This is a genomic window from Brevundimonas sp. VNH65, from assembly GCF_049445955.1.
In the GTDB taxonomy this organism is placed as follows: domain Bacteria; phylum Pseudomonadota; class Alphaproteobacteria; order Caulobacterales; family Caulobacteraceae; genus Brevundimonas.
On the sequence record NZ_JBMSDX010000001.1, the window covers coordinates 360,038 to 373,853 of the forward strand.

A 13,816-nucleotide genomic window follows, 5' to 3' on the forward strand; every position below is an offset into this window, starting at 1 on the left:
CGGCATCAAGGGAGGTGCGTATGACCCGGAACGGGCGGACGACACGGCGAGGCGTTCTGGCGGCGGGAGGCGGACTGGCCCTGGCCGGTCTGGCGGGGGCGACGACGGCGGGAGGCGTTCGGGTGCGGCGCAATGCTCCGCTCGGTCTGACACGTCATGGGCCGGTCAGCGGCTACCTCGACCAGGGAATCAACGTCTTCAAGGGCGTTCGGTATGGGGCGGACACCTCGACGCGGCGCTTTCAGCCGCCGGTCGCGCCAGAGCCCTGGACCGATGTGCGGGACGCCACTGAATACGGCCCGGCCAGTTTCCAGAAGAGCGACGAGCCGAACCCGTCCGAGGACTGTCTGTTCCTGAACGTCTGGACGCCGGGGCTGGCCGACGGGGGCAAGAGGCCGGTCATGGTCTATGTCCATGGCGGGGCGCACGCCAACGGGTCGGGATCGAGCCCGCTATATGACGGGGTGAACCTGTGCCGGCGCGGCGATGTGGTGGTGGTGACGCTGAACCACCGGCTGAACATCTTCGGCTATAACGGTCTGGGCCAGCTGGCGCCGGGCCGGTTCGCGGCCTCGGGCAGCGTCGGCAATCTGGACCTGATCCTGGCGCTGGAGTGGGTGCGGGACAGCATCGCGGCCTTCGGCGGCGATCCGGGCAATGTCACCGTCTTCGGCCAGTCGGGCGGGGGCGGCAAGCTGGTGACCCTGATGGCCATGCCGCGCGCGGCGGGCCTGTATCACCGGCTGATCACCATGAGCGGCCAGCATGTCACCGCCATGGGGCCGCAGCATGCGGAGCTGCGGATCCGCCGGGTGCTGGACCATTTCGGCCTGACGCCCGAGCGGGCCGGAGAGCTGGCGACGATGCCGGCGCAGCGTCTGATGGAGGCGCTGACGCTGAAGGACCCGATCGAGAAGGGTGACATGTATTTCTGGTCCGTGATGGATCACGACATCCTGCCGCGTCACCCGTTCGTGCCCGACGCGCCGCGCGAGAGCGCCCATATCCCCATGATCATCGGCAACACCCATGACGAGTTCGGCGGCGGGGCGGCCGGCGGGCCGGGCGCGCCGGAGATCACCTGGGACAATATCGCCCCGCGTCTGGCGCCCGAGTTCGTGCTGGACCTGAACGCCCAGTATGTCGTCGACTGGTATCGCCGCACCTTCCCGCAGATGACGCCGCGCGAGGTGTTCGTGGCCGCCGTGACGTGCGGCCGGTCGCGGCCCGGCCACCTGATCCAGGCCGAGGAGCGGGCGAAGCTGAACGGCCCGACCTGGATGTATCAGCTGGACTTCGCCTCGCCGGTCGAGCCCTGGCGGGGGGGCTATCATGGGTTCGACATCGGCCTGGCCTTCGACAATATCGACAAGCCGGGGTCGAAGGCGGGGTCGGGGCCGGACGCCCGCAGGGTCGCGGACGCCATGAGCGAGACCTTCATCGCCTTCGCCCGCACCGGCGACCCGAACAACGCCGCCATTCCGCGCTGGGACCGCTACACCCTGCCCGAACGGGCGACGATGATCTTCGACGTGAACAGCCGGTCGGAGAACGATCCCCGGTCCGAGGAGCGCCGCCTGTTCCAGACCGCGCCGTTCCTGAAGCAGGGCACCTGACGAAAAACGGAGTCGGGAGAGTCCGGATGCGCCGCGGATGTCAAAGAGCGGCGGGGATTATAGGGGCAGATCGGCGGGCGGCCGGAAGATTGCGTTTTCCGCGCGGAAAGGGCTGTGATTTCAAGGGGCGGTGTTGTGGATCCGGTCCAGGAGGGGGGCTGGCCGCTCATGACAGGCCGCAGTCCGAGCCGCTCGTGACTTCGAGTTCTGTCGCCAGGTGAGGCGTGACGTAACCGCCTCGTCGCACCTTCCCCGAGCGGCAAACCAGCTCGACTTCGCCTTCACCGTCCAGCTTCGGAATTCCGAAAAGCCGCCGTCCCGGTATGCGGTGGAGTGATTGGGTTTGGCCGCCGCTGGTTACAATCCGAGCGGAAACGACCTGTCCATCAGGATCGTGAACAGTGACGGAGCCTGCGAAAACGACGACGAGGACGACGGCGAGAATCCCGATCACGACGGTCGAGATCGCGAGCAGCTTCAGGACGTTTATCCAGCGTAAGGTCATGGTCGACCCTATAACCCGTGCCTGCGGCGCAAAGGGCGAGTGTCGGCCCGTCCGGCTCTGGAAATACGATACGCCAGGAAACCGCCCAGGCAGGCACCCGCCAATACAGCGATTGCCTGCGAACCTAGGAAGATCAGCGCGAAGGCCCAATCCGGAAGGTCGAGAAAGCGGCCGATGACAGGTCCAAGGGCGAGCAGAACCGCGCCGGCCGTCAGAAGCGACGCCCAATATCCGAATGTCGGGACGAGGATCACATAGGCCGAGAGCCAGCGGGTCGATCTGAAGACGAAAAGGACCAGCCCGGTCACGCAGGCCAGGAGCCAGAACGGGGCGGCGATAGCGTAGACCATGATCATCTGCGGCCCCCTTCAGGGATCCTGAAGTAGACCACAGAAATGCAGCGAGGCCAGTATGGGTTTGGCTGCGCCCGGATTGCGCGAAAAGGATTGCTTTCTCTGCCTCCGTGCACCCCGGCGAAGGCCGGGGTCCAGATTTCAGAGTGCGGCGGGGGACATCTCGCCGGAAGCGGACTGAGCCTGACGGAATTCGCGATCTGGACCCCGGCCTTCGCCGGGGCGCCTGGTGGGGGAGGGGGGGGGCGCCGCGCCCATCCGCGATGAGGAGGAGATGAAGGCGTCGCCTTCTCTGCGCGCGCCGTCAGTCGCAGGCGTCGAGCGGGATGGCGTCGGCCATGCTCTGGTAGCCGGCGTCGGAGGGATGGAGCCAGTCGCCGCTGTGGAGGCCGGTCCGGAAGCGGGAGGGCTGGTCGGGGTCACGGACGGCGGCGTCGAAATCGACGACGGTGTCGGCCTCATTGCGACCGTCGCTGCGCAGCCAGGCGTTGACGGCCTGGCGGGTCGCCTCGCCCTGGTCGGTGAAATAGTTGGCGCCCTCGAACGGCGGGATGGTGGTCAGCACCACGTTCAGCCCGGCGGCGCGACCGCGCGCGATGACTTGACGATAGCCGGCGATCAGGTCGGCGGCGACGACGGCCTCATGGGCGTATTCGGGTCGCGCCGGACGGCCGATATCGTTGACGCCTTCCAGCAGGACCAGGCAGCGCGCGCCGGAGACGGCGAGGGCGTCGGCGTCCAGCCGTTCCAGCCCAGATGGTCCGGAGCCCTGATGCAGCAGGCGGTTGCCGCCGATGCCGGCGTTGACCACGGCCCAAGGGCGGCCGGCGGCGACCATCCGTTCCGACAGCCGCTCCGGCCAACCGCGCACGAGGGGCGAGGGGACGGCGCCCGTGCCCTCGGTGATGGAGTCGCCCATCGCCACGATCACCGGGGTCGGGGCGGACGCCTCAATCTCGATGGCGGTGACCAGTCCGCGCACGCGCTGGCGCAGGGCGTCGGCAGGAACGGGCAGGCCGGTCGCATCGCCCTCGCGCACCACCTGACGCAGGCGGTGGACGGGCAGGGCGGTCCGGGCCGGGTAGAAGACGCTGACGGTGACGCGGTCCAGGGCCCGGACAGGCAGGGCTACGGGATCGGACAGGCGCGGGGAACCAACCGGCAGGGTCAGGCCGGCGGCGCCGTCGAAGGTCACGGCGACCGGGGCGGCGTCATTGATCGAAACGCTGACCGCGCCCAAGACGACGGGGGCGCCGCCGTACAGGTTGGACACGCGCAGGCGCAGGCGTTCGCCGGAGGCCGAGACCGTGGTGGTCTGGCTGACGGTCTGATTTGTCACAGCCTCAGGCCCCAGCGGTCCCCGCACATCGTTGGGGTTGGGCCGAGACGCCGGCCCGCTCGGCCCGACGTTCGAGGACGGCGCCCAGGTCCATCCGGCGACCCAGTCGGGCGCGGCGGGCGACGGGGCGAGTAGGGCGGCCGTTAGGGCGAGAACGGTCAGCATGACGGACTTCAGCCAGGGGTGGAAAGGTCAGGCACGGGTGGGGAGCAGGCGCTATTCTCGAAGTTCGGATCGCCAGTAAAATCCCGTCTCGTCCACCTCCAGAAGGATCCCGAAGGCAGGGTCCAAAACGACCGTGCCATTGTGCATTATGTCGTCAGGGTTACCATCTTTGCTCGCGTCACCGGAAACCAAGACAAATCTGCGGCCAACAGCGCCGTCAAGCGTGAGTCCCAAGCTAGCGAGGTCTTGAAGTGTGCCGTTTGTTGGACGGTATCCTCGCTCCGTCATGCGAGCGTTGAAGTCGCAAAAAATCTCGGGATGGGGCGATATCGTGCGGGCAGTCATACGAGCAATCTAACTTGAGCTCGGAAGGTCTCAAATGGGTCGGACGCTGCCGCAACGACCAAGCCTGAAACCCGTGCTTCCTTATCCCAGTTGGGAGAAGGTGGCCCGGAGAGCCGGATGAGGGGACGGTCTGGCCGTCGGCGCACGCCGTCGCGCGGGCCGGAGACACGGCTGACGCCGACCCCACCGTCCGTCCCCTCACCCTTGAGCGCCAGGACGACGGCTTCGCCGCCGTGCGCTCAATCCCTCTCCCAACCGGGAGAGGGTCGCACCCAACTTTCCTTCTCCCTGTTGGGAGAAGGTGGCCCGCAGGGCCGGATGAGGGGACGGTCTGGCCGTCGGCGCACGCCGTCCCACCGGCCGGGGAACGGCTCACGCCGACTGCGGCGATTGTCCCCTCACCCTTGAGCGCCAGAACGACGGCTGCGCCGCCGTGCGCTCAATCCCTCTCCCAACCGGGAGAGGGGGGCTCAGCGCGCCCAGGGGAACTTCAGCGTGGGCTGATTGACGAAGCGGTTCATGCCGAGGGTCAGGCGGGTGCCGGAGGAGGGAGCCAGGGTGACGGTGAGGGTCGAGCCCTGCACCGGCTGGGCCTTGCCGTCGAGGGTGGCGCGGGTGAAGTCGTGCTCGCCGTAGCCGCCGGCCTGGATGATCACGGTGCGGGAACGGGTCGGGGACAGGTTGACCAGGGTGACGCTGGTCTCGTCGGCCTTGAGATCGTCAACGAGAGCGGCGACGTCCTGGGGCACGCCGGCGCGGCGGGCGTCGGGGTCGAAGTAGCGCAGGCGGGCGTAGAGGGGCGAGCCGCCGGCGGGGGCGGAGGTCGGGCCCCAGGCCGGGCGGGCGATGTGCAGGGCGCCCATCATCTGGTGCATCAGGGAGGTGACGGCGGCCGGGTTCTGGTCCAGCACGGCGTCGGCCAGGCGGGTGTCGGGGGTCGTCGTGTCCTCGCGCTGTTTGCGGGCGCGATCGGCGACCTTCTTCAGGTCGGCGCGCAGGGCGGTTTCGGGCCAGGTCGGATTGCGACCCTCGAGGTAGGCCACCCAGGGATGGTCGGGCGCGCGGGCGCGGTCCGACGGTTTCATCGAGAACCACCAGATGTCGAGGCTGTTGGCCTGGTTCAGGCCGTCGCGCCAGCCGTACCAGCCGTTCGGGCCGTACATGGTCGGGGTCTGGAGCTTGCCGCCCTCTGTGCGGCGCTGGGCGTTGATGCGATCGGTCTGGCGCCGCCAGGTGTCCAGATACTTGTCGTCGCCGGTCAGAAGATAGGCGTTGAAGAAGCCCAGGATGGTGCGCGGCACGCGGTTGCGGTTCTCGCGCTGGCCATTGACGGGATTGACCGGCGAGAAGCCCCAGCCGTAGGCGCCGCCCCACCAGTTCCCGTCGGCGGCCGAGCCGATGACGCCGTCCAGGCCGACGTTCGAGGGCAGGATGTCGTTGTTGTCGCGCGCCCGCTTCGCCCAGGCGTCGACATAGCCCAGCAGCCAGTCGCGATACTTGGGTTCGTGCTCCAGCATATAGGCGTTGAGCGCCAGGGTGGTGGCGAACAGGTTCAGCGGATGATCGCCGACGACGTCGGTGTATTCCTCGTAGTGCAGCAGGAACTCCTCGTAGGAATCCTCGCCGTGGCCGAGGTGGAAGCCGCGGGTGTCGAAGGGCTCGCCGGCCCAGTCCAGGGCGGTGGCCTTGCGCAGCATGGGGCCGCGCGAGCCGTTCATCAGACTACGGATGATCCTGTGTTCGGGGTCGTAGTTGGGGGCGTCCGGATCCTCGCCCATGTAGAAGCCGGCGAAGCGGCGGGCGCGGTCGCGGAAGCGCGGGCTGTCCGGATCGGAGAGACCCTGGACGTTGAACAGCGTCATCTCTTCGGCGTGATGCTGCCAGTCGTTCTGGACCGCGAACTCCTTGTAGAACATGCCCTGGCGGCCGATTTCGATCTCGGTCGTCTTGGCCTCGGTGAACTGGCGCAGGTGGCCTTCCCAGGCCTGGGTGTACATGGCCTTGACCCGGTCGGAGCCGCCCAGGGCGTGCAGCAGGGGCCAGTCGTTGACGTTCTCGATCGTGTCGTCCGGCCCGTCGTTGGCGCCCCACCGCTCGAAGTGGAGGAAGTAGCCGCGCTCGTCGAAATAGCGGGCGTAGAAGACCTCGCAGGCCTCGGCGTTGGCGCGCAGCAGTTCCCGCTGGAGAACGGCCCAGGTCGGGACCTCCATCGGCGTGGCGATGTGCAGAGGGGCGGCCCGGGCGCGGCCGGCGACGCCGAATCCGAGAGCGGCGACGCCGGTTCCGGCCAGAAGACGACGGCGATCGGTGATCATGCTCAGCCCTCCGCCGACTTGAGGGTGAGGCGTTCGATCTTGCCGGTGATCAGGAAGTAGGCGGCGATGACCAGCAGGCAGTGCAGGCCCACGAACCACAGGCCGCCGTCGAAGGAGCCGGTGGCGTCGACGATGTAGCCGATGACGATGGGGGTCACGATGCCGGCGGTGTTGCCGAAGGTGTTGAAGATGCCGCCGGTGACGCCGACGAACTCCCGCGGGGAAGTGTCGGACACCACGGCCCAGCCCAGGGAGGCGATGCCCTTGCCGAAGAAGGCCAGAGCCATGACGAAGATGATCAGCGCCGAGTTGTCGATGTAGGCGCAGGCGATGATCAGGGCCGACAGGATCATGCCGATCAGCAGCGGCGTCTTGCGGGCGATGGTCAGGGAGCCGGTCTTCTTGAGCAGGGCGTCGGAGATGACCCCGCCCAGAACCCCGCCGACGAAGCCGCACAGGGCCGGGGCGGCGGCGGCGAAGCCGGCCTCGAGGATGTTCAGGCCGCGCTCGCGCACCAGATAGATTGGGAACCAGGTGACGAAGAAATAGGTCAGGACGTTGATGCCGTACTGGCCGATGAAGACGCCCATCAGCATGCGGCTGCCCAGCACCTGTTTGACGTTGGCCCATGTGAAGGGGGCCGATTTGGCCGCGCCCTTGCCTTCCATGTTCACCAGGCCGCCGCCGGCGGCGATGTAGTCGACCTCGGCCTGGTTGGTCATCGGGTGTTCGGCCGGGCTCTTGATGAACCACCAGAAGACGCCGGCCGCCACGACGCCCAGGGCGCCCATGACGAAGAAGACCGAGTGCCAGTCATAGGTATGGACCAGCCAGCCCATCAGCGGGGCGAAGGCGACGAGCGAGAAATACTGGGCCGAGTTGAAGATGGCCGAGGCGGTGCCGCGCTCCGAGCCGGGGAACCAGGCGGCGACCAAACGGGCGTTGCCGGGGAAGGAGGGGCTTTCGCACAGGCCGACCATGAAGCGCATGACGAACAGGCCGGTGACGATCGTGCTGCCGACCAGGAAGCCGGAAAAGCCCTGGACCAGGGTGAACAGCGACCAGAGGATGATGGCCAGGGTGTAGATCAGCTTGGTGCCGAACTTGTCGAGCAGGGCGCCGCCGGGAATCTGGCCCAGGACATAGGCCCAGGCGAAGGCCGAGAGGATGAAGCCCATCTCCTTGGCGTCCAGACCCAGGTCGGCCGAGGCGGCGTCGCCGGCGATCGAGAAGGTCGCGCGATCGGCGTAGTTGATGGTCGTCAGCAGGAAGATCAGCAGGATGACCAGATATCGAATCCGGGTCGGGCGCTGGGGGACGGCGGGCGTGTCGGTCATCGTCGGTCGTTCCTCTCGTGGAAGGAAGACGGATGTCGCGACGCCGGAACGGTCCGACCCTGACCTTCGCTCCCCCGGGCGTTGGGCCCTGAACGGCGCTTCTATGCGAGCGCCTTCTTCTTCGTAGTGGCACGATAGGGGCGGGCGCGCGAGCGGTCCAAGCCAATACCGATATCGACTGATCCATTCCCGGTATCAATCGTGGAGGCCCTATCGGTGCTGATCCGGCATCGGTTGATCCACTCTTGGGATTGGCCTCGCCGTCCGGGGCGATCCTAAGGTCTGATCGACGTCACCGACACCGTCGGGACGAGCAGTTCAGCGGCCCGATTCCGGGGCCGAGGCATAAGGACCCGCGAAACGCGGGCGATATGGGGAAGGATCAAGACGATGCGCACCACGCATGGATTCCGGGTTTCGCTGCGCGCCGGCGCTTCGCTTCTGGCCGTGGGGCTGGCCTGTGCGGCCGGCGCGGCCCAGGCCCAGACGACTCCGCAGGATGAAGACGCCACCCAGGTCGAGGAGATCGTGGTCACGGGCTTCCGCGCCTCGCTGGCCAACGCCCTGAACATCAAGCGGCGCGAGAACGGCGTCGTCGACGCCATCTCGGCCGAGGACATCGCCGACTTCCCCGACTTGAACCTGGCCGAGTCGCTGCAGCGTATTCCGGGCGTGGCCATCACCCGCCGGTCCGGCGAAGGCCGCCAGATCTCGGTGCGCGGCCTGGGTTCGGACTACACCCGCGTCCGCGTCAACGGCATGGAGGCCATCGCCACCTCGTCGGGCACGTCCAACTCGGGCGGTACGAACCGGGGCCGCGGTTTCGACTTCAACATCTTCTCGTCCGACCTGTTCTCCAACCTGATCGTGCGCAAGACGGCCTCGGCCGAGGTGGACGAGGGTTCGCTGGGCGCCACGGTCGATCTGAACGCCTCCAAGCCGTTTGACGCCTCGGGGCCGCGCCTCGTCCTGTCGGCCCAGGGCAGCTACAACGAGCTGGCCGGCGACGTGACTCCGGGCGTGTCGTTCCTGGCGTCGAACCGCTTCCTGGACGGCAAGCTGGGCGTTCTGGTCTCGGCCTCGTACGACGAGCGTCACCTGATCGAGGAAGGCGCCAACATCACGCGCTGGACCTTCGGCGGATCGAACGGCGGCTGGAACGCGGCCTCGACCGTGCCGGGGCTGGTGACCGGCAATCAGCCCGGTCAGCTGAACTATGTCGTGACCGGCTACGGCGAGGACGCCGAGCGTGGGATCTATGCGCCGCGCATTCCGTCCTACGCCAGCTATGACACCTCGTCGGAGCGCACGGGCCTGGCGGCGTCAGTTCAGTTCCGGCCGACCGATTCGACCCTGTTCACGGTCGAGGGCCTGTATTCCAACTTCAAGGGCGTGCGCCTGGAATCGCAGTTGCAGGCCCTGGGCCTGAGCCGGCCCGGCGCCGGCAAGCCGCAGTCGATCATCCGCACCGGCACCCTGGACGGCAACAATCTGGTCCAGGCCGTGATCGACAACGTCGACCTGCGAACCCAGTCCAGCCACAACGAGCTGAACACCGAGTTCAAGCAGGTCACGGCGGTCGTCGAGCACGAGTTCTCGGACCGGTTCCGGGTGAAGGCGACCCTCGGTCGATCGGAGTCGGCCTATGAGGATCCGATCGCGACGACCCTGACGTTCGAGCGGATCGACTCCGACAACTTCTCCTATGACTTCCGGCCGCGGATGATGGAGATGAACCTCGGGTTCGACGCCACAGACCCGAACGCCTGGGCCGCCGTGCCCGGTTCGTCGGAGCTGCGTCTGACGCCGGAGTATGTCGACAACGCCTTCACGACCTACAAGGTCGCCACCGAGTTCGATCTGAACGAGCGCCTGACGCTGAAGTTCGGCATGGACTACAAGCGGTTCGACTATGAGACCGGTGCACGGCAGCGGACCAGCACCTCGAATGTGCCTGCGATCGCCGCCGGCGCCGACATCGCCGCCATGACGCGCCTGTTCAAGTTCGACGCCGGCCTGGGCCTGCCGAACTCGGCGCTGAGCACCTGGCTGGCGCCCGACCTGCAGAAGTATATCGACAAGTACGACATCTACAGCGGGACCGGCATCTGGGCCCTGCGCGAAAACGTCGGATCGACGGCGCGGGTGAAGGAAGAGACCAGCGGCGCCTATGTTCAGCTTGACTTCAGCTTCGACGCCTTCGGCCTGCCGTGGCGCGGTGACGCCGGCTATCGCTACTTCAACACCGACCTGACGTCTGGCGGCAACGCCGTGGTGGGCGGGGGCTTCCAGTTCGTCACTGTGCAGAACAGCTACGACATGTGGCTTCCGGCCGCCAATCTGTCGGTCGATCTGCGCGAAGACCTTGTCGCCCGTATCAGCGCCGCCGAGACCATCGCCCGTCCGGGCATCGGCAGCCTGTCGCCGGGCGGCTCGGTGACGGTTCAGGGCGCCAACCGCAACTATTCCTCGGGCAACCCCTTCCTCGATCCGACCAAGTCGAAGAACCTGGACCTGTCGCTGGAGTGGTATCCGCAAAGCGGCGCCATCCTGGCCCTGGGCGTCTTCTACAAGGACATCGACACCTTCGTTCAGACCCTGCGTCGGGAAGCGCCGTACAACACCCTGGGCCTGCCCAACTCCTTGCTGGACGGCACAGTCGCGACCCCGGACATGGTGTTCGCGGTGACCCAGCCGGTGAACTCGCCGGGCGGTGAACTGAAGGGCTTCGAGATCAATCTGCAGCAGCCGTTCACCTTCCTGCCCGGCTTCTGGTCCGATTTCGGCCTTTTGGCCAACTACACCTACGTCGACTCCAGCATCGACTATCTGACCTCCACGGCGCCGGGCGCCGCCACGGTCAACGCCACCCTGACCGGTCTGTCCAAGACCGCCTGGAACGGCACGCTGTACTACGAGAACGACAAGTTCAGCGCCCGCGTGTCGGTGGCCTATCGCGATCAGTATCTGACCGGCGTGCCCGGCAGCGACTTCAACAACGTGATGGGCACCAACGCCACGACCAACGTCGACGCGCAGATGTCCTACAACATCACCGACCAGGTGCGGGTCAGCGTCGAGGGCCTGAACCTGACCGACGAATACGCCGACCTGTACGTCGACGAGGACAACCGCCTGAACGCCTACACCCACACGGGGCGGCAGTTCGTGGTGGGCCTGCGCTACACCTTCTGACGCGGGCTTCTCCTCCCCGTCGGCCTTGCGCCGGATCTCGAAAGAGGTCCGGCGTTTTTTCTGGCGTCGCCTGCCGACAGGCGATGGAGGCGGAGCGAAAGGGAAGAGGGAAAAACAGCGTGGCCCGGCCGGTATGTGGGGGCCAGCCGGGCCACTTGTGCCCCCTGCGGCGAACCGCAGGGAACAGTCGGGGGCCTGGCCGGAGCGGCGAGGCCGATGTCGGGGGAGGGGAGCGTCCGGCGGTTCCGCCAGGTCCGTCCCAACCCGTGAGCGATATATGGACCCGTCCCGCGGCCGTTGTCAGCCTTGCCTTTGCAAACAAGTGTAACGGTTCGCGAGCCGTGCGGCCGACGGCGTCAGTTCCCGGCAAGTCCTTCGCCTGAAAGGGGAATTTCCAGGATGAAGGTCGCGCCGGGAGCGGGGTCGCCGAGGGTCAGGCGCCCCCCGTGGCGGCGGGCGACCTGGTCGACGAAGGCGAGCCCCAGGCCGGCCCCGGCGCGGTCGTCGGCGCCGTGCTGGAAAGGGCGGACCAGCCGGTCGAAGGTGGTCTGGTCCAGCCCGGGCCCGGCGTCGCTGACGGTCGCGGCGACCCGGTCGTCGTCGGTGGTGAACCGGACCTGGACCACGCCGCCCTCGGGACTGTGTTTCACCGCATTGTCCAGCAGGTTCATGAGGGCGCGGGTGATGAGGCCGCGGTCGGCGTCGATCTCGATCTCGGGCCGCTCCATGACCTCGATGCGGACGCCGCGAGCCCGGGCCGTCGGCCACAGGATGTCGGCGGCCTCGACCGCCAGATCGCTGAAGCCCAGCGGCTCCAGCATCAGGGGGCCGGCCTCGGCGCGGGCGAGACGGACGTAGTCGTCGGCGAGTTTCAACGTGCGGCGGGCGTTGTCGGCGATGCGGCCGAGCAGGCGCGGATCGGCGCCGGGGCTGGCCGTTTCCGGATCGCCGATCAGGCTGAGAATGGCGGTCTGGGGCGCGCGCATGTCGTGGCCGAGAAGCTGGAGCGCCTGTTCCCGTTGACGCTCGGCGGCGCGCAGGGCGGTGACGTCGACGAGCCGCACGATACGGCGCGGTTCGGCGCCGTCCGCGAGGGGGGCCGCGTCCAGACGCAGACCGCGCCCGTCGTCCAGGGTCGCCTCGCCGCCGAGATCGAGCGCGGCCGCCAGATCCGGGTGCAGGCGCGACAGTTCGGTGCGGATCGCCGCCCCTTCCAGAGCCTCGCGCTGGAACAAGGCGCGGGCGCGCTGGTTGGCGTAGAGGACGGCGCCGTCGGCGTCGATGACGGCGGCCGCGTCGGGCAGGCTTTCCAAGGTATCGGAGACGAAGCGGTTGCGGCCCCGCAGTCGGTCCACCGCCTGGCGCATGGCCTGAACCTGACGGCCGACGACGTCCTCGCGGATGAAGGGCCGAGCAGGGTCCGACGACGCCGCCGCCTGGGCCGTCGTATCCTGCACGAAGCGGCGCAGTTCGGCGTCAAGGTAGCCCGAGGTGGCGGCCAGGCGGCGCCAGCTCCACAACGGACAGGCCAGCGCCAGGGCCGCAGCGGCGGCGAGCGGCGAGGCCCAGAGGCCGAGGCTGAACAGACCGGCGGAGCCGGCGAAGACCGCTGCGATCAGAACCCCCGCCGCCGCCAGACCCCAGCGCGGCGACAGGATCAGGAAGGCGAGAAGCAGGACCAGGAGCGTCAGGACCACCGTCGTCGGGGACAGCCAGCCGGGCGCCGGTCGGATGTCGCGGCCCGACAGCAGGGTGTCGGCGAGAGCGGCCTGGATCTCGACGCCGGGCATGAGGACGCCGCGCGGAACCGGAACCGCATACCGGTCGCCCTGTCCGTCCGCCGTCATGCCGACCAGCACGATCCGCCCGGCCAGCAGGGCGGGCGGCGTCTCGCCATTCAGGACGTCGGCGTAGGAGATGGTGCGGAAGGCGCCCTGGCCGGACGGAAAGTGCAGGCCGATGGGACGGGCCTGAACGGCGGTCCCCTCGTGGAAGCCGGCGGCGGCGGGGCGAGCGGGGCGGAGGCCCGCCACGTCGAGGGCGCAGGACACCAGGTGCGGCCAGCGGCGTTCCCCGGCGCGCAGCTCGAGCGGCAGGCGGCGGACGACGCCGTCTTCATCCGGGCTGAGGTTGACCTGTCCCAGGCCGGCGGCGGCGGCGGCCAGGATGGGCTGGGGGGCCTGTTCACCCCAGGCGGCGCCGTCCACGCCCATGGGCTGGACCGCGACCGGCAGGCAGACGCGGCCGGATCGATCCATGGCCGCCGCCAGCACAGGGTCGGCGGCCGCAGGCTCGACCAGCAGCAGGTCGAGGGCCACGGCGGCGGCGCCGGCCTGGGTCAGGCGGTCGATGAGCCGCGCGTGGGTGTCGCGCGACCAGGGCCAGCGACCGAGGCTCTGGAGGCTGGGGTTGTCGATGGCGACGACCACGATGCGATCGTCGGGGGCCGGTCGGGCCTGGACGGCCATGAAGGCGTCGTAGACGAGGCCGTCGGCGCGACGCAGGGCCCCGCTGCGGTCGAGGACCAGGGCCAGGAGGGCGCAGACCAGCAGGACCCCCGCCGCCTCCAGCAGGCTGCGCCGGGCCAGGGGGGCGGCTGTCGATGAGCGGAGCAGGGTGGAGAGCCGCGCCAGGGTCACGACCCGG

Annotated in this window: 8 protein-coding genes; 2 read left to right on the plus strand and 6 right to left on the minus strand. The window is 68.4% G+C overall.

The window, feature by feature from the left end; all coding sequences use genetic code 11:
- The first annotated feature begins 20 nt into the window (after nucleotides 1-20).
- Entirely contained in the window at nucleotides 21-1,616 is a 1,596-nt protein-coding gene (locus tag ACO2Q1_RS01770; protein ID WP_423327825.1) for a carboxylesterase/lipase family protein, read from the plus strand.
- A 166-nt stretch (nucleotides 1,617-1,782) separates the two neighbouring features.
- On the opposite strand, the gene ACO2Q1_RS01775 is transcribed toward ACO2Q1_RS01770, so the two are convergent.
- From ACO2Q1_RS01775 to ACO2Q1_RS01795, 5 genes are all read right to left on the minus strand, one after another.
- Nucleotides 1,783-2,121: a hypothetical protein gene (locus tag ACO2Q1_RS01775; RefSeq protein ID WP_423327826.1), complete on the minus strand. Its 339-nt coding sequence runs from the start codon at nucleotides 2,119-2,121 to the stop codon at nucleotides 1,783-1,785.
- A gap of 8 nt (nucleotides 2,122-2,129) precedes the next feature.
- Complete coding sequence (locus ACO2Q1_RS01780) at nucleotides 2,130-2,477, minus strand: hypothetical protein (RefSeq protein WP_423327827.1); 348 nt, start codon at nucleotides 2,475-2,477, stop codon at nucleotides 2,130-2,132.
- Between the two features lie 301 nt (nucleotides 2,478-2,778).
- Complete coding sequence (locus ACO2Q1_RS01785) at nucleotides 2,779-3,978, minus strand: SGNH/GDSL hydrolase family protein (protein ID WP_423327828.1); 1,200 nt, start codon at nucleotides 3,976-3,978, stop codon at nucleotides 2,779-2,781.
- A gap of 815 nt (nucleotides 3,979-4,793) precedes the next feature.
- A complete protein-coding gene (locus ACO2Q1_RS01790) occupies nucleotides 4,794-6,638 on the minus strand; it encodes a hypothetical protein (RefSeq protein ID WP_423327829.1) in 1,845 nt (614 codons plus the stop codon).
- A 2-nt stretch (nucleotides 6,639-6,640) separates the two neighbouring features.
- Nucleotides 6,641-7,975 carry an MFS transporter gene (locus tag ACO2Q1_RS01795; protein ID WP_423327830.1) on the minus strand — a complete coding sequence of 445 codons (1,335 nt, stop codon included), beginning with the start codon at nucleotides 7,973-7,975 and terminating at the stop codon, nucleotides 6,641-6,643.
- Nucleotides 7,976-8,365: 390 nt separating this feature from the next.
- Between ACO2Q1_RS01795 and ACO2Q1_RS01800 the strand changes: the two genes are divergently transcribed.
- Entirely contained in the window at nucleotides 8,366-11,170 is a 2,805-nt protein-coding gene (locus ACO2Q1_RS01800) for a TonB-dependent receptor (RefSeq protein ID WP_423327831.1), read from the plus strand.
- A gap of 356 nt (nucleotides 11,171-11,526) precedes the next feature.
- On the opposite strand, the gene ACO2Q1_RS01805 is transcribed toward ACO2Q1_RS01800, so the two are convergent.
- Nucleotides 11,527-13,809 carry a CHASE2 domain-containing protein gene (locus tag ACO2Q1_RS01805; protein ID WP_423327832.1) on the minus strand — a complete coding sequence of 761 codons (2,283 nt, stop codon included), beginning with the start codon at nucleotides 13,807-13,809 and terminating at the stop codon, nucleotides 11,527-11,529.
- Nucleotides 13,810-13,816 lie beyond the last annotated feature (7 nt).